The sequence below is a fragment of the Nocardioides sp. genome, assembly GCF_041600255.1.
GTDB lineage: Bacteria > Actinomycetota > Actinomycetes > Propionibacteriales > Nocardioidaceae > Nocardioides.
The window spans coordinates 1-21,476 of record NZ_JBFIKK010000029.1 but is presented as its reverse complement, the minus strand read 5'-3'; the positions used below and the strand labels follow the sequence as shown (position 1 = coordinate 21,476).

General features: G+C 70.7%; 18 protein-coding genes and 1 tRNA gene. 12 read left to right on the top strand and 7 right to left on the bottom strand.

Annotated features, from left to right (window positions below; genetic code table 11):
• Window positions 1-39: 39 nt before the first annotated feature.
• The 3 genes from ABZE72_RS05610 (at window position 40) to ABZE72_RS05600 (ending at window position 6,639) form a co-directional block, all read left to right on the top strand.
• Window positions 40-2,535 carry a hypothetical protein gene (locus ABZE72_RS05610; RefSeq protein WP_372728037.1) on the top strand — a complete coding sequence of 832 codons (2,496 nt, stop codon included), beginning with the start codon at window positions 40-42 and terminating at the stop codon, window positions 2,533-2,535.
• Between the two features lie 126 nt (window positions 2,536-2,661).
• Window positions 2,662-6,123: a heterodisulfide reductase-related iron-sulfur binding cluster gene (locus ABZE72_RS05605; RefSeq protein ID WP_372728036.1), complete on the top strand. Its 3,462-nt coding sequence runs from the start codon at window positions 2,662-2,664 to the stop codon at window positions 6,121-6,123.
• 213 nt (window positions 6,124-6,336) lie between these two features.
• On the top strand, window positions 6,337-6,639 hold the full coding sequence (locus tag ABZE72_RS05600) for a DUF1330 domain-containing protein (protein ID WP_372728035.1): 303 nt from the start codon (window positions 6,337-6,339) through the stop codon (window positions 6,637-6,639).
• 133 nt (window positions 6,640-6,772) lie between these two features.
• Here the strand turns inward: ABZE72_RS05600 and dcd are convergent, their stop codons facing one another.
• On the bottom strand, window positions 6,773-7,348 hold the full coding sequence (dcd, locus tag ABZE72_RS05595) for a dCTP deaminase (RefSeq protein WP_372728034.1): 576 nt from the start codon (window positions 7,346-7,348) through the stop codon (window positions 6,773-6,775).
• Between the two features lie 80 nt (window positions 7,349-7,428).
• Between dcd and ABZE72_RS05590 the strand changes: the two genes are divergently transcribed.
• The 4 genes from ABZE72_RS05590 to ABZE72_RS05575 all read left to right on the top strand — a co-directional run bounded on the left by ABZE72_RS05590 (window position 7,429) and on the right by ABZE72_RS05575 (window position 10,721).
• A tRNA-Gly gene (locus ABZE72_RS05590) sits at window positions 7,429-7,504 on the top strand.
• Window positions 7,505-7,667: 163 nt separating this feature from the next.
• Window positions 7,668-8,912, top strand: coding sequence for a hypothetical protein (locus tag ABZE72_RS05585; RefSeq protein ID WP_372728033.1), 1,245 nt, complete (start codon window positions 7,668-7,670; stop codon window positions 8,910-8,912).
• Window positions 8,912-10,039 (top strand): hypothetical protein, encoded by a 1,128-nt coding sequence (locus tag ABZE72_RS05580; RefSeq protein WP_372728032.1) that lies wholly within the window; start codon window positions 8,912-8,914, stop codon window positions 10,037-10,039. Before ABZE72_RS05585 ends, ABZE72_RS05580 begins: the two co-directional genes overlap by 1 nt.
• Window positions 10,040-10,085: 46 nt before the next feature.
• Complete coding sequence (locus ABZE72_RS05575) at window positions 10,086-10,721, top strand: DUF2461 domain-containing protein (protein WP_372728031.1); 636 nt, start codon at window positions 10,086-10,088, stop codon at window positions 10,719-10,721.
• Here the strand turns inward: ABZE72_RS05575 and ABZE72_RS05570 are convergent, their stop codons facing one another.
• The 3 genes from ABZE72_RS05570 to ABZE72_RS05560 form a co-directional block, all read right to left on the bottom strand.
• A complete protein-coding gene (locus ABZE72_RS05570; RefSeq protein WP_372728030.1) occupies window positions 10,722-11,168 on the bottom strand; it encodes a nuclear transport factor 2 family protein in 447 nt (148 codons plus the stop codon).
• Between the two features lie 74 nt (window positions 11,169-11,242).
• Window positions 11,243-11,701, bottom strand: a complete 459-nt coding sequence (locus ABZE72_RS05565) for an Rrf2 family transcriptional regulator (RefSeq protein WP_372728029.1) — start codon at window positions 11,699-11,701, stop codon at window positions 11,243-11,245.
• A 55-nt stretch (window positions 11,702-11,756) separates the two neighbouring features.
• On the bottom strand, window positions 11,757-12,653 hold the full coding sequence (locus tag ABZE72_RS05560; protein WP_372728028.1) for a sulfite exporter TauE/SafE family protein: 897 nt from the start codon (window positions 12,651-12,653) through the stop codon (window positions 11,757-11,759).
• 276 nt (window positions 12,654-12,929) lie between these two features.
• Here ABZE72_RS05560 and ABZE72_RS05555 point away from each other — a divergent pair, with 276 nt between their 5' ends.
• From ABZE72_RS05555 to ABZE72_RS05545, 3 genes are all read left to right on the top strand, one after another.
• Window positions 12,930-14,789 (top strand): acyl-CoA dehydrogenase, encoded by a 1,860-nt coding sequence (locus tag ABZE72_RS05555; protein WP_372728027.1) that lies wholly within the window; start codon window positions 12,930-12,932, stop codon window positions 14,787-14,789.
• Between the two features lie 178 nt (window positions 14,790-14,967).
• Entirely contained in the window at window positions 14,968-15,180 is a 213-nt protein-coding gene (locus ABZE72_RS05550) for a DUF6458 family protein (protein WP_372728026.1), read from the top strand.
• A gap of 47 nt (window positions 15,181-15,227) precedes the next feature.
• Window positions 15,228-15,830 carry a LysE/ArgO family amino acid transporter gene (locus ABZE72_RS05545; protein WP_372728025.1) on the top strand — a complete coding sequence of 201 codons (603 nt, stop codon included), beginning with the start codon at window positions 15,228-15,230 and terminating at the stop codon, window positions 15,828-15,830.
• A gap of 223 nt (window positions 15,831-16,053) precedes the next feature.
• Here the strand turns inward: ABZE72_RS05545 and ABZE72_RS05540 are convergent, their stop codons facing one another.
• The 3 genes from ABZE72_RS05540 to ABZE72_RS05530 all read right to left on the bottom strand — a co-directional run bounded on the left by ABZE72_RS05540 (window position 16,054) and on the right by ABZE72_RS05530 (window position 20,542).
• Window positions 16,054-17,487, bottom strand: a complete 1,434-nt coding sequence (locus ABZE72_RS05540) for a DEAD/DEAH box helicase (protein ID WP_372728024.1) — start codon at window positions 17,485-17,487, stop codon at window positions 16,054-16,056.
• Window positions 17,488-17,830: 343 nt separating this feature from the next.
• A complete protein-coding gene (locus ABZE72_RS05535) occupies window positions 17,831-19,576 on the bottom strand; it encodes an NHL domain-containing thioredoxin family protein (protein WP_372728023.1) in 1,746 nt (581 codons plus the stop codon).
• A gap of 63 nt (window positions 19,577-19,639) precedes the next feature.
• Window positions 19,640-20,542: a mechanosensitive ion channel family protein gene (locus tag ABZE72_RS05530; protein WP_372728022.1), complete on the bottom strand. Its 903-nt coding sequence runs from the start codon at window positions 20,540-20,542 to the stop codon at window positions 19,640-19,642.
• Window positions 20,543-20,636: 94 nt separating this feature from the next.
• Here ABZE72_RS05530 and ABZE72_RS05525 point away from each other — a divergent pair, with 94 nt between their 5' ends.
• Together ABZE72_RS05525 and ABZE72_RS05520 are read left to right on the top strand one after the other, a co-directional pair.
• Entirely contained in the window at window positions 20,637-21,314 is a 678-nt protein-coding gene (locus ABZE72_RS05525) for a 2'-5' RNA ligase family protein (protein ID WP_372728021.1), read from the top strand.
• Window positions 21,315-21,324: 10 nt separating this feature from the next.
• On the top strand, window positions 21,325-21,476 hold a 152-nt coding region (locus tag ABZE72_RS05520; RefSeq protein WP_372728045.1), incomplete at its 3' end, for a maleylpyruvate isomerase N-terminal domain-containing protein.

Here is a 21,476-nt window from a genome sequence, read left to right as displayed (position 1 = left end):
ACTCGTTGGGGGGGTGAGACCCAGTCCAGGAGGAACCCCGTGGCCCGCAGCACCGCACCGTCCCGCGCCCGTCGTCGACTGATCTGGTCGGCGACCCTGGCCACCGTGCTGGTGGCCACGGCCGTCGCGCTCCCCTCCGACGTGCGCCGTGCCGGAAGCCTGCTCGCGGCGTACGACGCCGCCAGCGCCGCACGGGCGGCCGACGAGTCCGCAACCCGGGAGTCCGGAACCGAGCCGCACGTGGAGGCGCCCGGCACGGAGCCGCACCGCCACGACGACCCCGCCACCAAGAACGCGGTCTCCCGGGCGGGCGAGACGAGCGAGGACGCGCAGGACCCGACCACCGCGGCCGAGAAGCGGGCCAACACGGCGTACGTCGCGGCGCAGCGCCGGGCGGCCGACCCGAAGCTGAAGCGGGTCCGGGTGATGCCCCGGCGCACGAAGCACCCGCGCACGCGGTACGCCCTGGCCAACGGCTGCTACACCCTGACGCAGGGCGGCGACCCGCTCTTCTTCAAACCGACCGACCTGGGCACCTACCTGCTCTACACCCGCGCCGGCACCTTCGTCTCCACCACCGGCACCAGCACCGAGCCGGGCCCCAAGACCGTCTGGACGGCCCGGAAGAAGGGCCGGAAACTGACCTTCACCTCCGAGGGCACCCGCCTGGAGCAGCGCGGACGGAGCACCTTCCGCCCGACCCGCGCGCAGGGCTGCACGGCGTACCCGGAGTCGCAGATCAACGTCTCCGGCGGCCCGCACGCCGGCGTCTCGCCGTTCCAGGAGGTCCGCGGCTACATCGATGCGCACACCCACGGGATGGCCTTCGAGTTCCTCGGCGGCGGCGCCCACTGCGGCAAGCCGTGGGACACGTACGGCGCGCCGTACGCCCTGGTCGACTGCCCCGACCACACCTACACCGGCGGCCGCGGTGCCGCGCTCGAGGCGTTCCTCTCCGGGGAGCCCAGCCACGACCCGGTCGGCTGGCCGACCTTCGTCGACTGGCCCGCGCCGCACTCGTTGACCCACGAGGGCACCTACTACCGGTGGCTGGAGCGCTCCTGGCGCGGCGGTCAGCGGATCTTCGTCAACCTGCTCGTCGAGAACAACCAGCTCTGCACGCTCTACCCGATCAAGCGCAACTCGTGCGACGACATGGACTCGGTCCGTCTCCAGGCCAAGGACATGTACGAGATGCAGGACTACATCGACGCCCAGTTCGGCGGGCCCGGCAAGGGCTTCTACCGGATCGTGACGTCGCCCTTCGAGGCACGCCGGGTGATCAACGCCGGCAAGATGGCCGTGGTCATGGGGATCGAGACCAGCGTGCCCTTCGGGTGCACGTTCAAGAAGGCGCCCGGCGGCGACGTCCCGGCCTGCGATCTGGCCTCCATCGATCGCCAGCTCGACGAGGTGCACGATTTGGGGGTGCGCCAGATGGAGCTGGTCAACAAGTTCGACAACGCCCTGTCCGGGATCGCCGGCGACGCCGGGTCGACCGGTGTGGCCGTGAACAGCGCCAACTTCGCCGAGACCGGCACCTTCTGGGACATGCGGCACTGCGAGCCGGAGGTGCCCGGCGCCCACGACCGGACCCAGTACGCGCAGCCCGACATCTCGCCCAGCCAGCAGGACGCGCTGTTCGGCGCGATCGGGCAGCTCTTCGGGGCCGGCAACCTGCCGGCGGTCCCGGTCTACCCGCGGCCCGCGCACTGCAACGACCGGGGCCTGACGACCCTGGGCGAGCACACGATCAAGGCACTCGCCGCACGGCACATGCTCTTCGACCCCGACCACATGAGCGTCAAGGCGCGCCAGTCCTCCCTCGACACGCTCGAGGAGATCGAGTACCCCGGCGTCCTGTCCTCGCACTCCTGGTCGACCCCCGACGCCTACCCCCGGATTTACAAGCTGGGCGGCTTCGTCGCGCCGTACGCCGGTGACTCGACCGGCTTCGTGGAGAAGTGGCGGGCGCACCTGGGCTGGGCGGACAAGCGCTACTACTTCGGCTTCGGCTTCGGCGCCGACATCAACGGCCTGGGCGCCCAGGGCGACCCGCGCGGCGCCGACGTCAGCAACCCGGTGACCTACCCCTTCCGGGGCCTCAACGGCGTGAAGATCAAGAAGCAGCACGCCGGGGAGCGGGTCTACGACCTCAACGTCGACGGTGTGGCGCAGTACGGCCTCTACCCCGACTGGGTCGAGGACCTGGCGAAGGTGGCGGGCGCGGACGGCCGGGCGATCACCCAGGACATGGCGCGTGGCGCCGAGGCCTACCTGCAGACGTGGGAGCGGGCGCACGGCATCGCGCCCGACTCGTGCCGCAACCCCGACCTGCGCCTGCCGGTCGACCGGGCGATGAAGCGCGTGCAGCGCGGGATGAGTCCTCGCGCGGTGATGACGAAGGTGGGACAGCCCTACCTGCGCCACGGGCGGACCTTCGGCTTCTGCGCCCGGGACCGGGCCGGCTCCAAGGTGATGGTCACGGTGCACTTCACCCGCGCCGGCACGGTGCAACGCGTATCCCGCGGCTGAGGCAAGTTACCGCCCGGTAGGATCGAGGTCACGCCCCAGGGGGACTGACGGCGACCGGCGGCTCCCCTAGGCTCAACATGCCCGTCATGCAGCGACGGGCAGCCGAGCGTCGAGGAGCCCCCGAGCATGCAGATCTTTGCCATCGTCGTCTCGCTGACCATCGCCACGGTCGGTACCGCCCTCTTCATCCGGGCGATCCGCGCGATGCTCGGCGTGATCCGGATCGGTCAGCCGGTCTCGCGGACCGACAACCCCGGCTCGCGAGCGGTGACCCTGCTCAAGGAGTCCCTCGGGCACACCCGGATGCTCCAGTGGCACCTGGTCGGCATCGGGCACTGGTTCATCTTCGTCGGCTTCGGGCTGCTCTTCTTCACCCTGGTGACGGCCTTCGGTCAGCTCTTCGACGCGCACTTCCAGCTCCCGGTCATCGGGCACTTCTTCCTCTGGGAGTGGCTCACCGAGCTCTTCACGGTCCTGATGATCGTGGCGATCGTCGCCTTCATCGGCTACCGCGCCACCCGCCCCACCGAGCGGGTCCGCGGGCCGCGCGGCCGGTTCTTCAAGTCCACGATGTGGCAGGGCTACTTCGTCGAGGCCATCATCCTCGGCGTCGGCCTGTGCATCATCGCGCTGCGCGGCGCGGAGTACGCGATCGCCCAGTACGCCGGCGAGCCCGGCTCGGTCTTCCACTTCCCCTTCACCGCCTGGCTCGGCGCGATGATGGACGGCCAGTCGGAGGCCTGGCTGGAGAACTTCATCTGGTTCTTCGCCATGCTGAAGATCGTCATCTCGTTCGTCTGGATGATCACGATCTCGGTGAACCTGACGATGGGTGTCGCGTGGCACCGCTTCCTGGCGTTCTTCAACATCTTCCTCAAGCGCGAGTCCTCGGGCCGCACCGCGCTGGGCGCCGTCAAGCCGCTCACTTCGTCGGGCAAGACGATCATGCTCGACGACATCGACGACCTCGACGAGGACTCGGTGCTCGGCGCCGGCTCGATCGAGGACTTCAGCTGGAAGGGCATCCTCGACTTCACGTCCTGCACCGAGTGCGGTCGCTGCCAGTCGCAGTGCCCGGCCTGGAACACCGACAAGCCGCTCTCTCCCAAGCTGCTGATCACCGCGCTGCGCGACCACGCGTTCGCCAAGGCGCCGTACCTGCAGGCCGCCGAGGGCGACCGCGCAGCCCTGCTCGAGGCCGACCCGGCGCTGGCCCGGGAGGTCGAGCGCCCGCTGGTCGGCGACACCGGTGACGACTGGTTCTACATGCCCGAGAACGGCTCCGCGGTGATCGACCCGGACGTGCTCTGGTCCTGCACCTCGTGCGGCGCCTGCGTGCAGCAGTGCCCCGTCGACATCGAGCACGTCGACCACATCGTCGACATGCGCCGGTATGCGCTGCTGGTCGAGTCGAACTTCCCGGCCGAGCTCAACGGCCTCTTCAAGGGGCTGGAGAACAAGGGCAACCCGTGGAACATGTCGCCGACCGCGCGGATGGACTGGGCCAAGGGCCTGGACTTCGAGGTCAAGGTCGTCGGCGACACCATCGAGTCCCTCGACGAGGTCGAGTGGCTGTTCTGGGTCGGCTGCGCCGGCGCCTACGAGGACCGCGCCAAGAAGACGACCCGGGCGGTCGCCGAGCTGCTCGACATCGCCGACGTCTCGTTCGGCGTGCTCGGCAACGGCGAGACCTGCACCGGCGACCCGGCCCGTCGGGCCGGCAACGAGTTCGTCTTCCAGGGCCTGGCCCAGCAGAACGTCGAGACCTTCAAGGAGTACAAGGTCAAGAAGGTCGTCTCGACCTGCGCGCACTGCTTCAACACGCTCAAGAACGAGTACAAGGAGTTCGGCATCGAGCTGGAGGTGGTGCACCACACCCAGCTGCTGAACCGCCTGGTCCGCGAGGGCAAGCTGACCCCGGTCAAGGAGGGCGCCGGCGCCGCGAAGCGCTCGATCACCTACCACGACCCCTGCTTCATCGGTCGCCACAACGGCGTCTACACCCCGCCGCGTGAGCTGCTGCAGGTGCTGCCCGGCGCCGAGGTCGTGGAGATGCCCCGCAACTCCGAGAAGTCGTTCTGCTGCGGCGCCGGTGGCGCGCGCATGTGGATGGAGGAGAACCTCGGCGAGCGGATCAACGTCAACCGCACCGTCGAGGCCGTCGAGACCGGAGCCGACCAGATCGCGGTCGGCTGCCCGTTCTGCCGCGTGATGCTCTCCGACGGACTCACCGCCCAGCAGGCCAAGGGCGAGGCCCGCGAGGAGGTCGAGGTCCTCGACGTCGCGCAGATGCTCCTGGCCTCGGTCAAGGGCGAGGTTGCGACCAGGACCGTGAAGGCTCCGGCAGCCAAGGGCGCGGCCGCGAAGACCGCTGCCCCGGCGGCGGACGAGGCCACCAAGGCCGAGCCCGAGGCCGGCGACGCGACCCAGTCCGCGCAGACCGTCACCGACACCGAGGACGTCGGCCCGGCCGCCAAGGCCAGCGGCGGCTCGTCGCTCTTCGACACCCCGGCCCCGGAGGAGGCAGCTTCGGCGAAGCCCGAGGAGCCCGCGGTGGAGTCGACTGCGGAGCCGGCTGCGGAGGAGAAGTCGGCGGTTTCGTCCGGTGGGTCGCTGTTCGACCTGGGTGGCGACGAGCCCGAGGCTGCTGCGCCGGTGAAGGCCGAGGCCCCCGCACAGGAGGCCGCCGAGCCCGAGGCCGCCGCGCCGGCGAAGGCCGAGACCGAGACGGAGCTGGGTGCGGGCGGGTCGCTCTTCGACGTCGCCCCGACCGAGCCGGCCGCCGAGGCGCCGGCCGAGAAGACCCCCGCTGCCGAGACCGAGCCGGGACAGGAGCCGGTCGCCGAGAAGGCGGACACCGAGAAGGCGGACGCCGAGAAGGCGGACGCCGAGAAGGCGGGCGCTGAGACGGCAGCCCCGGCTGCTGCCGAGCCCGCCACCGAGATCGGGTCGGGGTCGCTGTTCGACCTGGCAGCCCCCGAGCCCGCTCCGGCCGCACCGAAGGCTGAGCCCGAGGCGAAGGCTGAGCCCGCACCGGAGCCCGAGCCGGAGGTGAAGGCTGAGCCCGCACCGGAGCCCGAGCCGGAGGCGACGACGAAGCCCGAGCCCGCTGCTCCGAAGGCCGAGTCTGCTGCTGCCGCACCGGCGAAGGAGATCCCGACCGAGGGTTCGCTCTTCGACATCGCGGCTCCGGAGCCCGCTCCGGCCGCGACGCCGAAGCAGGAGCCGACAGCCGAGCCGGCCGCGGAGGAGGCTGCTCAGCCGGCCGAGCCCGTGGAGTCGGACGCCCAGGAGGCCACCGGCGGGGCTGCTGTCAGCGCTGCCGCCACGGCGGCTGCGACGTCCGCCGGGGACGACGACACGGCAGTGGCGGTCGAAGGCGCCGAGGCGCCCGCGACCGAGGAGCCGAGCCCGGAGCCCGCCGAGGCAGCGGAGGCCACCGAGCAGGAGGCCACCGCGGACGAGGTGCTCACCGAGAGCACCGAGGGGTCGGCTCCCGCGCCGGCGAAGAAGCCGAGCTCGGGTGCGGCGCACACGCCGAAGACGGATGTCGAGATCGACGAGTCGGGTTCGCTCTTCGACCTCTGATCCGAGAGCCACCGCCGAGGGCGGTCGTCCCCCGTCATCCAGGTGACGGGTGGCGACCGCCCTCGCTGCTTGGCGGGGCGCCTCCGGTCCGGAGCCGACCACGTGCACCGGGTTCGACGTACACCGGGGTTCGACGGACACCGGGTTCGACGTACACCGACCGCCTCGCACGATCCTCCGTAGGCTGGAGCCCCCCCTACCGAGGAGACCCGCGTGCCGGCCCTGCTGATCCTGAACTACGACGTCCACGACCGCGACCTGCTCCACGACTACCGCGGACGCGCGACGCCGATTCTGATGGTCGGCACCACCCGGCTCATCGCCTCGACGAACGACACGATCCACCTGGCCGAAGCACCCGCCGGCGGTACGCACACCGTGGTGCTGGAGTTCCCCGACGTGGCCGAGGCCCAGCGCGTCTACTCGTCGCAGGAGTACCAGGAGGTCCTGCAGGATCGCCTGAGGGCGACCACGCCGCGCAGCGCGATGATCGTCCCGACGTACGCCCCCGCCTGACGCTCACCTGCCAGTTGTGGTTGCCCGGCGACCGCTCACCTGCCAGTTGTGGTTGCCCGAACCCCCCTGACCGGCCGCCCGAACCAACCACAACTGGCAGGTCAGCGGCTTGTCGGCAACCAGAAGTGGCAGCTCAGATCTGGGTGCGGTGGAAGCTCTGGAACGAGCGCGACGGCGTCGGCCCCCGCTGGCCCTGGTAGCGCGAGCCGTACTTCGCGGAGCCGTACGGGTGCTCGGAGGGCGAGCTGAGCCGGAAGAAGCAGAACTGGCCGATCTTCATGCCCGGGTAGAGCTTGATCGGCAGGGTCGCGACGTTGGCGAGCTCGAGCGTCACGTGCCCGGAGAAGCCAGGATCCACGAAGCCGGCGGTCGCGTGCGTGAGCAACCCCAGCCGCCCGAGCGACGACTTGCCCTCGACCCGCGCCGCGATGTCGTCCGGCAGCGAGATCACTTCGTACGTCGAACCGAGCACGAACTCGCCCGGGTGCAGGATGAACGGCTCGTCCCCGACGGGCTCGACCTCACGGGTCAGGTCGGACTGGTCGGCCGCTGGATCGATGTGCGGGTACCGGTGGTTCTCGAAGACCCGGAAGAAGCGATCGAGGCGGACGTCGATCGAGGACGGCTGGACCATCGCCTCGTCGAAGGGATCGAGGGCGATCCGGCCGGCCTCGATCTCGGACAGGATGTCGCGGTCTGACAGCAGCACGTGCGTAACCTACCGGGCGCATCGGCTAGCATGTGCGACGACCGGACGGCGGGCGCTCACGCGCCGCACTGTCCGGTCCTGCGGACGTAGCTCAGTTGGTAGAGCGCGACCTTCCCAAGGTCGATGTCGCGAGTTCGAATCTCGTCGTCCGCTCCAGTTCTGCCCTTCCCTCCCATCACCCGCCCCGGCGGGCCACCTCTCCTTTGCCAGGAGGTCGCGCCGAGACGCGTGTGACTGGTGGGGCTCTTGACTCCTTGTGGGTCTGAGGTGACAGTGGTAGGCGCTCCTTCCCCAATCTGCACCACGTGAGGTCTCTCGGATGACGCGCACCCGCACGATCGCGATCGGGGCCTTCGCCCTCATCCTCGCGGCCGCCCCCTTCCTTCCCCGTGGAGGAGGAGCCGACGGTTCGCTGATGCAGGCCGGCCAGGACCGCGGTGCCGGGCGCGCCGCGCTGACCGCCGGGCCCGGGACGTTGACGCCCGAACTGCGCGCCGAGATCTCCCGCGTCGTGGACCGCGGCCGCACCCCGTCCCCGCTCCGGCCCTCCACCTCGGCGGCGGAGCTCGCCCGCACCCTGGTCCGGTGCGCCGACTTCGAGGGACAGCGCTACTGCCTGCACGCCGGCTGGACGACGCGAGAGGAGGGGGCCGTGCAGGCTGATGCCCGACGCGCCGTCCAACTCGCGGCGCGTCCGGTACGCACCGAGTCCACCGGGGGCCTCGACCTCGCCGCGAGCCTGCGCCGTACCGCCTCGCTGAGTACGACGCAGCGGGCGGCCGCCGAGCGGGCCGAACTGACCGAGGCCGCCCGATCGGTCGCCAAGGTCTGGTTGCTGCGTCACCAGGTCGAGGGCGTCGCGCTGCCGGCCGACTTCCTGGCTCGCCACCCCGAGGCCCGGGCCGACACCGCCGAGTCCACCGAGTCCGCCGACGCCGACGACACCCAGGCCTCCGGGACCTCCGAGCGCCGCAAGCCCCGCAAGACCCGGGGCGACTACCCCCGTCGCAGCACGGTGATGAAGCCGCGCCGGGTCTCCGAGCAGACCCGTTCCTACTGGTGCGGGCCGGCGACCATGCAGATGATGGCGTGGGGCTGGAAGAAGGAGAGGCGCCCCCAGAAGCACTGGGCCCGCAAGCTGGGCACCACGTCGAGCGGGACCGCGATCAGCGACATGGTCCGCGTCACCAACGCCTCCACCGGCTGGGACCGGCGCGACCGGGCCGGTCGCTACATCGTCCTCGACATCGGTCACCTCTCGTACGAGAAGTGGCTGCTGCTGAACATGCGCCACGTCGAGGACTACCGCGCGCCGTTGGTGCTGCACCCGATCCTGCTGAAGAAGTACTACCCCTACCTCGACGACGACGCCTCCGGGCACTTCCAGGTCGGACGCGGCTACGACAAGCGGGGCAGCAAGCCGACCCAGGTCGGCTACTTCGAGCCCTGGAACCAGCAGCGTTTCGACCCCTCCGAGCCCTACATTCATCGGGTGCAGTGGCGATCGGCGTACAAGAGCTACCGGGCGAACCGGGCGCACTTCCTGCACAACATCGGGGTCTGATGGGCAGGCTCCCCCGGCCGACCCTCCCGGCAACCCTGCTCGTCCTCGTCCTCGCCCTCGTCCTCGCCGGCTGCTCCTCCGGAGCGCAGGACGCCGCGGACCCGGACCCCACCCAGACCCGTTCGGGCTCCGCCGTGGACCGGGGCGACGGCCCCCTGCCCGACGGGGGCACCCCCGGCGACCCGGTCGCCGTTCGAGCCGGCCGGGCCCTGCTGGACTGGTCCCCCGTCCCCGGCCCCGTCGAGGCCACCGTGGTCCGCAACTCCACGTGGACGCTGACGGCCGACGAGGCCGGCAGCAGCTGGCGCCTCGAGGGCCCCGGCCCCGATCTCGGCGGGGAGGCCGGCGCCCGGGAACGGATCTCCGACGCCCGCCTCGACCAGGACTGGGCCGTGGTCGTCCTCCAGGACACCCGCGAGCAGCGCGCCGGCCGGGCTGTGGTGACCGAGCTCGCCACCGGCGACCAGTTCACCCTCGACGGCTCCTCCGAGGTCCCGACCACGAACGGCGGCAGCTGGGCGCTGGGCCAGGGGCAGCTGGCGCACGCGACCGTCTCCGACCGCGCCTACTGCCTGGCTGTGGTCGACCTGCCCAGCGGCTCCGCCACCCCCGGCTGGTGCGCACCGCCGCGGCACGGCTTCAACGGCGTCCGGATCACGCCGAGCGGCCTCTCCCTGATGACCTTCGACGACTCCCGGCCCTCGTGTCGCACCGTCGCCCGCGTGGTGGGCAGCGAGACCGTCTCGTTCCCGGCCGTGTCCCGATGCTCGAGCTGGGAGGGGCTGCTGCTCGAGGACGGCGAGGTGTGGTCGGAGATCCCCCGGGAGAAGCGGATCGAGGAGGCGCTGCTGCGCGCCCGGGTCGGCGACGACCACTACGACCTCGGCCCCGGTACGTCGGGGACGCTGACCTGGTGCGCAGGGGCGGCGTACTTCGTGCGCGACCCGCAGCGCACCGGCGACCCCGCCCGCCTGCTCCGCTGGGACCCCGAGCGCGGACTCGACGTGGTCCACGAGTCACCGTCGGCCCGGGGCTTCCTCACCGCCCCGCGGTGCGGCGGCGACACCCTGACCGTCACGGTCTTCGACGAGGCGGGCGACGAACAGGTGAGCGCCCGCCTGGACTGAGCCCGGGTGGACCGAGCCCGCCTGCACCGCGCCGTAGGCTCGCGCCATGGCTGACGTCTTCACCGGTTTCCCGACTGCCGCCCTCGACTTCTACGACGACCTCGAGGTGGACAACACCAGGTCGTACTGGGAGAAGCACAAGGCGGTGTACGACGAGGCGGTCAAGGCCCCGATGGCCGCGCTGACCGCGGCGCTCGCACCGGAGTTCGGGGACGCCAAGGTCTTCCGGCCGTATCGCGACGTGCGGTTCGCCAAGGACAAGACGCCGTACAAGACCCACCAGGGCGCGTTCGTCGCCGCCGGCCCCGCCACCGGCTGGTACGTCGAGCTGTCGGCCCGCGGGGTCCGCACCGGCGCCGGGTTCTACGAGGCCAGCACTCCGCGGCTGGCCGGGATCCGACAGGCGATCGACGACGACCGCCGCGGCACCGAGCTCGAGGAGTTGCTGGCGGGGCTCGTCTCCGCCGGCTGGGAGGTCGGCGGCGAGAAGCTCAAGACCTCGCCGCGGGGCTACGACGCCGACCACCCGCGGATCGAGCTGCTGCGCCACAAGTCGATGACGGTGGGCCGTTCGCACGGCTTCGAGCCGGTGATCCACACGCCCGAGCTGCTCGACGTGGTGCGCGACGACTGGCGGGCGCTGCGCCCGTTCGTGGAGTGGGTGGCGTCGAACGCCGGCTGATCAGGGCTTGCGGTAGGTGGCCATCGCCCGCTCGGGCTCCCAGTAGGCCTTCATCGAGGCGACCTGGTGGTCGTCGTTGACGGTGTAGACCATGACCAGGTCGGTGTCGACGACCCCACCGTCGTGGAACGTCGTGGTGATCGTGCCGATGTTCGCGCAGGTGTTGCCGTTGGCGTGCGAGTCAGTGATCAGGAAGTGGAAGGTCGCGATCGGGGAGATGGCCTGGGCCCAGAAGGCCCGGATCGCCTCGTGGCCGTGGTGGCCCCTGCCCTCGGGGTCGAACATCGACGGCCCGACCGGGTCCTCGATCACGGCGTCCTCGGCGTAGACCGAGAGCCACTCCTCCAGGTCACCCCGGCAGACGGCGGAGTACGAGCGCTGCGAGGCCGCGCGGGCCGGGTGCTCGGCGTTCGGGGCGTTCCAGGTGATGTTCTCCGACGTGATCATGGTCGGCATCCTAGGGCGAAACGAGAACAGGTTCTAGATTTCCCGCAGCATCGGACCGAGCCGGTTCGGGCGGGTCAGTGCGGCTGCCAGGCGTCGTCGTCGTCGGTGCGCGAGGTGATCGCCTCGGGGAGCGCACCATCGGCGAGCTGCTGGATCGAGACCTCCTCGAACACCTCCCGCAACGACCGGCGAGCGGCGATCCACACGTGCTGGAGCACCTCGGCCGACCCGTTGTAGCTGACCGCCTCGGGGCGCAGTCCGTAGACGGAGACCAGCGGGCCGTCCACCGCCCGAATCACGTCGGCCACCGAGACCGTGTCGGCCGGGCGGGCCAGCCGCCAGCCACCGGCCTGGCCCCGCTGGGCCAGGACGACCCCCGCCCGACGCAGATCGGCGAGGATCGCCTGCAGGAAACCCCGGGGGATCTCCTGCAGGCGACCGAGCTCCTCGGCGCTGACCGGGCGACCGTCCTGACGCGTGGCCATCTCGATGAGGGCCCGCAGGGCATAGTCCGACTTGGTGGAGACGCGCACGGCTCCACTCTGTCAGACATCTGCACCAAGGCAGTCGAGGAGCAGGACATTCGGCTCAGGCGGAGACCAGGTCCTTCTCCATCGCCGCCAGCGCGCGGTCGAACCGGTCCTGGCGCACCGTCCACACGATGCCGCTGATCCAGAGGACCGCGAGTGCGGCGGCGACCAGGGCCACCGAGCTGCCACTGACCCCCAGCGACTCGAGGATGGTCTTGGAGTTGGTCAGGATGATCAGACCGCCGGCGCCGACGCCGAGCACGCGCCCGGACAGCTTGCTGACGAGCCAGGCGGCGAACGGGGCGGCGATCACACCGCCGGCGAGCAGCGCGCCTGCGTAGTGCCAGTCGATGCCCTGCGAGCCGAGCGCCAGGATGAACCCGAGCGAGCCACCGACGGCGACCACGAACTCCGAGGTGTCAATCGAGCCGATCACCTTACGGGGCTCGAGCCGACCCGAGGAGAGCAGCGAGGTCGTACCGACCGGACCCCAGCCGCCGCCACCGATGGCGTCCAGCGCGCCACCGAAGACACCCATCGGGGCGAGGAACCACGCGGACGGACGGGACTTCAGCTGCGGGCGGGCGCCGCCCAGCACGAGGAAGCGCCAGATCACGTAGACACCCAGCGCGAGCAGCAGGCCAGCGACCCACGGCTTGGCAGTCGCGCCGTCCAGGCCGGCGAGGAACGTCGCGCCGGCGAACGCACCGATGAAGCCGGGGACGGCCAGGATCGACACGGTGCGCCAGTCGACGTTGCCGAGCTTGTGGTGGGAGATGCCGGAGACCAGCGAGGTGCCGATCTCGGAGAAGTGCACCGCGGCCGAGGCGGCCGCGGGCGCGACACCGACGGCGAGCAGCAGGGTGGAGGAGGTCACCCCGTAGCCCATCCCCAGGGAACCGTCGATCAGCTGGGCCAGGAGGCCCACGAAGCCCAGGACGAGAAGTTTGCGCATGAGGGGAGTCCTTCAATCGAAAGTCGAGCAACTTTGTTTGTTGAGTAACACAGTAGAGTTTAAGGCCGGGTCACTGTCAACTCTCCGAGCGCCGGCGTGTCGGGGATCACGCCGTACACAGGGGTGTCGGGCAACTCTCATGGGCATTCTCTTGCGCGGTCCGCTCGGGCGAGGCATCATTAAGTTACTGGTGAGTAGCGCTCTGGGGCTCCGCCACCGACAGGGCCGATGTCAGGCCCCCCCGAAACCGACACCCGCGATCGAAAAGGTGTAGTTGTGAGCCACTACAAGAGCAACCTCCGCGACATCGAGTTCAACCTCTTCGAGTTGCTCGGGCGCGACGACGTGCTGGGCACCGGCCCCTTCGCCGAGGTGGACAGCGAGACTGCTCGCTCGATCCTCAGCGAGGTCGACCGGCTGGCCCGCGAGGACCTGGGCGAGTCCTACGAGGACAGCGACCGCAACCCGCCGGTCTTCGACCCCGAGACCAGCACCGCGCCGATCCCGGAGTCCTTCAAGAAGAGCTACCAGACCTGGATGGACGCCGAGTGGTGGCGCCTGCAGGTGATGGAGGAGATCGGCGGGCAGCCCGCCCCCTCCAGCCTGGTGTGGGCCATGGGCGAGCTCGTCCTGGGCTCGAACGCCCCCATCTGGATGTACGCCGCCGGCCCCGCCTTCGCGAACGTCGTCTACAAGAACGGCAACGACCGCGACAAGCAGATCGCCCAGATCATGGTCGACCGCCAGTGGGGCTGCACCATGGTGCTGACCGAGCCCGACGCGGGCTCCGACGTCGGCGCCGGCCGCGCCAAGGCCACCCTGAACGACGACGGCTCCTGGAACATCGAGGGCGTCAAGCGCTTCATCACCTCGGCCGAGCACGACATGAGCGAGAACATCATGCACCTCGTCCTCGCGCGCCCCGTGGGCGTCGAGGGCGCCGGCGGCCCGGGCACCAAGGGCCTCAGCCTCTTCCTCGTCCCGAAGATCCACTTCGACCACGAGACCGGCGAGCTGACCGGCGAGCGCAACGGCGTCTACGTCACGAACGTCGAGCACAAGATGGGGATCAAGGTCTCCAACACGTGCGAGGTCACCTTCGGCGAGAAGGAGCCCGCCAAGGGCTGGCTGCTCGGCGAGGTGCACGACGGCATCGCGCAGATGTTCCAGGTCATCGAGAACGCCCGGATGATGGTCGGCACGAAGGCCATCGCCACGCTCTCCACCGGCTACCTGAACGCCCTCGACTACGCCAAGCAGCGTCAGCAGGGTGCGGACCTCACGCAGGCGGCCGACAAGACCGCTCCCCGCGTGACGATCACCCACCACCCCGACGTACGTCGTTCGCTGATGACGCAGAAGGCCTTCTCCGAGGCCATGCGCTCGCTGGTGCTCTACACCGCGTCGTGGCAGGACAAGGTCATGGTCGCCGAGCACAACGGCGAGCGTGACGAGCTGGCCGAGAAGGTCAACGACCTGCTCCTGCCGATCGTCAAGGGCTACGGCTCGGAGCGCTCCTGGGTGCTGCTGGGCACCGAGTCGCTGCAGACCTTCGGTGGCTCCGGCTTCCTGCAGGAGTACCCGGTCGAGCAGTACGTCCGCGACGCCAAGATCGACACCCTCTACGAGGGCACCACGGCGATCCAGGGCCAGGACTTCTTCTTCCGCAAGATCGTCAAGGACCAGGGCAAGGCGCTGGGCCACCTGGCCAGCGAGATCGAGGCGTTCATCAAGGGCGAGGCCGGCAACGGTCGCCTCAAGGTGGAGCGCGAGCTGCTCGCCACCGCGCTCGAGGACGCCAACGCGATCGTCGGTCACATGATCAACGACCTGATGTCGGCCGACGCCAGCGCCGAGGGCGGCGACCTGCGCAACATCTACAAGGTGGGGCTCAACACCACCCGCCTGCTGATGGTGCTCGGCGACGTCGTCTGTGCCTGGCTGCTGCTCCGCGGCGCCGAGGTCGCCCTGGAGAAGCTGGCCGGGGAGCCGGGCAAGGACAAGGCGTTCTACGAGGGCAAGGTGGCCGCTGCGCAGTTCTTCGCGCAGACCAACCTGCCGCGCCTGACCGCCGAGCGCGCCATCGCCGAGAGCACCACGCTCGACCTGATGGACCTCGACGAGGCCGCGTTCTGATCCGCTCCACCTGATCCACCTCGCGACGACCCGCCCGGCCTCCGGGCGGGTCGTCGCGTTGTGCGGGGGTTTCGTGGCCGATGCGGCGGGGTACACCTGCCTGGCGGGTCTGGCCACCCGCCGACCGCGCCGGCGTACGTCGCGCCGCGCAGCATCCCCCTCAGAGTTCGGAGTTGTCATGGGTATCGGCGCTGGAATCCTGCTGTTGATCGTCGGGTTGATCATCGTCACCGGGGCGGTGGAGATCCCGGACCGGGTCGAGGAGTACGTGGCCACCGACACGGTCGGCTGGATCTGCGTGGCGGTCGGCATCCTCGGGCTGGCGCTCGCCCTCACCGTCAACCGGCGGCAGTCGCGCAGCACCCGGATCGAGGAGCGCGCCGAGCTCTGATCGGTCCCTGCAGGTCACGGGGTGCTGGCGGCGCCTAGGGTGCACGGGTGATCGATGCCCTGGCGACCGGACTGGTCACCGGCCTGACGCTGATCATCGCGATCGGGGCTCAGAACGCCTACGTCCTGCGTCAGGGGCTGGCCCGCGAGCACGTGGGCCTCGTGGTGCTGATCTGCGCCGTCTCGGACCTCCTGCTGATCGTGGCCGGGGTGGCCGGGATCGGGACCGTGGTGGCCCGGGCTCCCTGGGCCGTGGACGTCGTCCGGTGGCTGGGGGTTGCCTTCCTGACCTGGTACGGCGTCCACTCGTTGCTGCGCGCCCGGCACCCGGAGGCGTTGCGGGCTGCGGCCGGGCTGGTCCGCTCGCGACGTTCGGTGGCGGTCCGGGCGGTGGCGCTGACCTGGCTGAACCCGCACGTCTACCTCGACACGCTGCTGCTGCTCGGCACGTTGGCGAACCACCACGGCAGTGACGGGCGCTGGTGGTTCGCGGTGGGAGCGGGGGCGGCAAGCATCCTGTGGTTCACCGGGCTGGGCTACGGGGCGCGGCTCTCGCACCGGGTGCTGTCGCGTCCGTCGGCGTGGCGGGTGCTCGATGCGCTGATCGGGGTGGTGATGCTGGCGATTGCGGCGCGGTTGGCGGTGGGTTGATGCAGTTTCATCACGGTATGCAGATCAACCCGCGCTTCCCATGGTCTGCAGAGCATGGGAAGCGCGGGTTGATCATCGGAAGCACGAGCTGTCAGGACTGATCCGGCGCGTCAGCCCGCAGATCCGCAGGCTGTCCCAGCCGAACCGACGCTTCCCATGGTGTGCACGCCATGGGAAGCGTTGGTTGATCTACATACCTTGATGAACCTGCGACAGCAGGGACTCAGCGACCCTGGTCCGACCAGCGCGAGCCACTCCCCGCACCCGCACGGCCACGACCGGACTGGCGGGGGCCGTCGCTGCGACCGTCGGGGCGACCCTCGGGTCGACGCGCGCCGCCACCCTGGCCGCGGTACGGCTTGCGGTCGCCCGACCCGCCCGCCGACCCGCCGGCGTACGGGCGGGCCCCACCGGGGCGCGAACCACCGGTGCGAGGACCGGACGCGCGCGGCGGCGTGGCCGAGCCCGACTCGACGAGCGCCTCGGCCGTCAGCAGCCGCGGGGCGGTGCGCAGGTCGTGGTGCAGCACCTCGACACCGGCGCTGCGCTGCAAGCGCACCACCTGGTCGACGAACTTCGGCGTCGAGATCGTGACGACGCAGCCGTCCTTGCCGGCTCGCGCCGTACGGCCCGAACGGTGCAGGTACGCCTTCGGGTCGTTGGCCGCGTCGAAGTGGATCACCAGGTCGACGTTGTCGACGTGGATCCCACGTGCGGCGACGTCGGTCGCGACGACGGCCTGGACCTTGCCGCTGGAGAACTTCTGCAGGTTGCGCTCGCGCACCCGCTGGCTCAGGTTTCCGTGCAGGTCGACGGCTTCGACGCCGGCGGCGGTGAGCGCCTCGGCGAGCTCGACGGCACCGTCACGAGTACGCGTGAACAGGATCGTGGAGCCATTGGCCTCGACCAGACGAACGGCAGCGTCGACCTTGTCGCGGAAGCCACCGACGACCAGCGTGTGGTGGGTCATCGTGGTGACCGCGCCCGCGTTCGGGTCGAGCTGGTGCAGCTTGGGGTTGCGCAGGTGCTTGCGGACCAGGCGGTCGACGTCGCCGTCGAGCGTCGCCGAGAGCAACATCCGCTGGCTGCCGGCCGGCGTCATCCCGACGAGCTTGTCGATGGCCGGGTAGAAGCCCAGGTCGCACAGGTGGTCGGCCTCGTCGAGCACGGTGATCTGGATGTCCTCGACCGAGCAGTGCCCCTGCTTGATCAGGTCCTCGAGCCGACCGGGGGTCGCGATCACGATGTCGGCGCGGTTCTTCAGCGCGCGGACCTGGCGGTCGTACGGCGTACCGCCGTAGACCGTGGTGACGCGGAGCTTGAGCGAGTTGGCCAACGGCACGAGCGCGCGGCTCAGCTGCTGGGCGAGCTCGCGAGTCGGGACGACGGCGAGCGCCCGCGGGTGGCCCGGGCGGCTCTTCTCGCCGGCCAGTCGGGCCAGCATCGGGATCCCGAAGGCGAGGGTCTTGCCGGAGCCGGTCTGGGCGCGGCCCAGCACGTCGTGGCCGGAGAGGCCGTCGGGGATGACCGCGGCCTGGACCGGGGTGGGGACGGTGATGCCCTGGGCGGCGAGCGCCTGGATCAGCTCGGCGGGCAGGCCGCTGAAGACGGAGGCGGCAGCATCGGGGGTGGATCGTTCGAGGGCGGGCGCAGACATGCGAGAACTTTCGATCGGGGGTGTGCGTCCGGCGCGGAGCCACAGGCGTGGATCCGGTGAGCCTTGCGAGACGCGGTCTCGTCACCCGATCACTGGTCTTGCGCGGAGGTCCACGCACCACACCGGGCTTCAAAGAAGAGCAGCCGGCCCGACGTTCCGGGCGGCAACTGGCTGTCCCCGAGCCTAGGGGGCCAGACGGGTTCGCCCTGCATCGTCGCCGGGGTGAGGTGGGACACGAGCCGATCCGACCACCGGCTGCAACGCGGTGAACGTGTCGCTGAGTGCCCCCTCCGCAGCGTGTTCAGCGACCATAACCCCGCGTTACAGCGGAAGACCGCTCCCGTCAGCCGGCCCCACCCAACGGCAGCACCAGCTCCACGATCCCGTCCGCGGCCACCCGGATCGGCACCCCCCAGTCCTGCTGGTGCATCCGGCAGGCAGCGCCCTCACCCCCCGCCACGTCGCACGACGCCGCCCGCGCCGCCACGTGCAGCACGCCCTCGCCGACCTGCTCGTCGAGGGTGAGCACCCGGGTCAGCTCGGTCCCCCGGCCGTCGCCGGCACGGATCAACGACGGCGGCGTGGCCTCGACCACCAGCTGGGTGGCGGGACCGAAGCGGTCGTCGACCTTCTGCCCCGGCGGCGGCTCGAAGGTGATCACCAACGACACCCCCGCAGCCACCGCGGTCACCGGCCGGTGCGTGCTGTGCGCGAACCCGTCGGTCACCACCCCGGACGCCCCCAGCGGGATCCGGGTCAGCCGGTGCGCGCCCGACTCCACGACGACCAGCTCGGCCCCGTCGACGTACGCCCCGCTCGGCTCGGCGAGGTCGTCGGTCAGCGTCGTCACCTGTCCGGTAGTCGGGTCGAGCCGGCGGACGGCGCCGTTGTAGGTGTCGCAGATCGCGATGCTGCGATCCGGCAGCACGCTCACCCCGAGCGGGTGCTGGAGCAACGCCTGGTCGGCGGCGCCGTCGCGGAACCCGAAGTCGAAGAGGCCGCTGCCGATCGCCGTCCCCACCCGGCCGCCCTCGACCCAGCGCACGGACGAGGTCTCGCTGTCGGCCAGCCACAGCCGGTCGCCGTCGGCCGCCAATCCCGAGGTCTGGGCGAACCAGGCCCGGTCGACCTCACCGTCGAGCAGGCCCTCGTTGGTCGTCCCGGCCGCCACGGCCACCTCACCGGTGCGCGGGTCGAAGGTCCACAGCTGGTGGATCCCGGCCATCGCGATCCAGACCCGGTCCTGCCACCAGACCACGTCCCACGGACTGGAGAGCCGCTCGACGCCGTCGCCCTGCATCCACTGCTCGCCGTCGCCGGCGAGGACACCGACCGAGCCGCTCGTCAGCGAGATCGACCGCAGCTGGTGGTGCACGGTGTCGGCGACCACCACGTCGTACCCCACCTCCGCGGCGACGGCGTCCGGCAGCAGGCAGAGTCCGTTCGGCTCCCGGAAGCCGGCGAAGCGGCGTACGACGGTGCCGTCGCCGTCCAGCTCGACCACCTCGTCGTGTCCGGCGTCCGCGACCAGCACGTGCCCGTCACCCAGCGCTACGGCCTTCGCCGGGAACCGCAAGTCGGTCGGCTCCGCCACCGGGGCCACGTACGGCGAGTCGCCCGGCTGGAGCGTCCCGCGGTCGCGGTGCTCGGCCACCAGTTCGTCGAGCAGCGCGTCGATCGCGTGCGCGTGCCCCTCGCCGGCGTACTGCGCGACGACGTACCCCTCGGGGTCGACCAGCACCAGCGTCGGCCAGGCCCGCGCGGTGTACGCCTGCCAGGTGACCAGCTCGGGATCGTCGAGGACCGGATGGTGCACGGAGTAGCGCTCGACGGCCTGGGCCAGCGCGACCGGGTCGGCCTCGTGCACGAACTTCGGCGAGTGCACGCCGATCACCACCAGTTCGTCGGCGTACTTCTCCTCGACCGGGCGCAGCTCGTCCAGCACGTGCAGGCAGTTGACGCAGCAGAAGGTCCAGAAGTCCAGCAGCACGAAACGGCCGCGCAGGTCGCGCAGGGAGAGGTCGCCGTCGGTGTTCAGCCAGCCGCGACCGACGAGCTCGGGGGCACGGACCCGGGGGCGCTTGCTCATGGCTCCAGTGTGCCGGAGCGGGGCGCCCCGGCGTTGCCCGGCGTTGCCCGGCGTCCCGCGAGATCAGGCGCGGACGCCGCCTCCCGGGGTGACCTCGGCGTCGCCCTGGAGGGCCGCGCGGAAGCTCGGAGTCGCCTGCAGCGCGACGATGTCCGCCGGCATCTCGATGCCCGACTCGTCCAGCGCCCGCTTGACCTCGGTGATCGCGCGGTGCTGCACCAACCGGGAGTCGTGCTGCCGGGAAGAGGCCCAGAACCGCGCCTCGATGTCGACGGTCGAGACCCCCAGGGACTGCACGAGCGCCTCGGGCGGCGGGTCGTTCGCAACGCCCTCCACGGACGCGAGGCACGCGGCGATCACCGCGCACGCCTCGGCCGCATCGTTCTCGTACGCGATGCCGGCCACGAAGGCGATCCGGCGCTGGTCGAAGTGCGTCTGCACCCGGATCACGCTCTTGTAGACGTCCCGGTTCGGGATCAGGATCAACTGACCGTCGTACGTGCGCAGCCGGGTCTCGCGGATCGTGATCGCCTCGACCGTGCCGGTCCGGTCCTGCACCTCGATCTGGTCACCGGACTGAAAAGGCTGACGGAACAGCAGCAGTACGCCCGAGAGAACGTTCTCGAGGATGTCCTGGAACGCGAAGCCGACGGCCAGGGAGAAGAACCCGAGGCCCGTCAGCAGGTTCACCGGCTTGACCGACGGGAAGACGATCGTGATCGCACTGAGGACGGCGGTTGCCATCAGCAGCCACGAGGCCAGCTTGCTCATCACGGTGGCGAAGCTCGGAGTGTGCCGCCGAGCGAGTACCTTGCGCAGCCCCCACCGCAGGAGCCGGGCGAGGCCGAGGCCGAGCACCAGCACGACAAGGGCCAGCCCCACCCGGGGCACGGCCCTGATCATCGAGTCGAGCAGGTCCTGCACCGACCCGGACACCGAGCTGGCGGCCACCACGAAGGTCTCCATGGCGACGAACCTAGTCCAGCAACCACAACTGGCAGGTCGGCGAACACCCGCCCTTCGACGCCCCGGTTGCCGGGCGGCTGGCAGAGTGGGCGCCATGCTGGTCTTCACCGCGATCGTGCCGCCCCGTGCTGCCCTCGTCGAGCTCATCGACGTCGTCGACTCGGTCCTGGCAGTCCCCACCGCCACCGAGGCCCCGGCACGGCGCGGACTGCTCGGACGTCGACGCGACCGCTCGGCCGTCACGACCGACGTCGTGTCGTCGCCGTACGACCCGGTCCGCTCGCGGGCCCGGCTGGGCGACCTGCACCTGCCGGTGGCGAAGCTCGGCAACCTGACCACCGGCGACATCATCACGGTGACCGAGGCCCTGCGCGCCAGCCTGGCCGACCTGCCCCGCCCGACGGTGACGTTCGCCGGAGGTGGCGCGATCGACTCCGACCGCGACAAGGACTTCTGGGCCCAGCTCGAGGGTGACCTCGCCGAGCTGTCCGCCATCGCCACCCAGATCAACGCCGTCGCCCAGCGTCACGGCATCCTGGTGGACCGACGAATCTTCCACCCGTGGCTCTCGCTGACCCCGCTCACCGGCGAGCTGACCGAGGCCGACCAGGAGCGTCTGCTCACCCGGCTCGAGGACTTCCGCGGCCAGAGCTGGACGATCGACGGCGTCTCGCTGATGACGCCCGCGAACACCAGCGACCCGGAGGCGTTCAAGGAGCTCCAGCACCTGCCACTCGCCACTCCTGGTGTGGTCGGGAGCGCCGGGCAATAGGCTTCCGCCCATGACGGACCAGGAACGCCTCGCCGGCCACATCGACGTCTGGTGGCAGACGATCAACGACTTCACCCTCCTGCTCGAGAAGCTGCCCGCCGATCAGTGGTCGACCCCCACCGATCTCCCCGGCTGGGACGTCAAGGCCGTGGCCTCCCACGT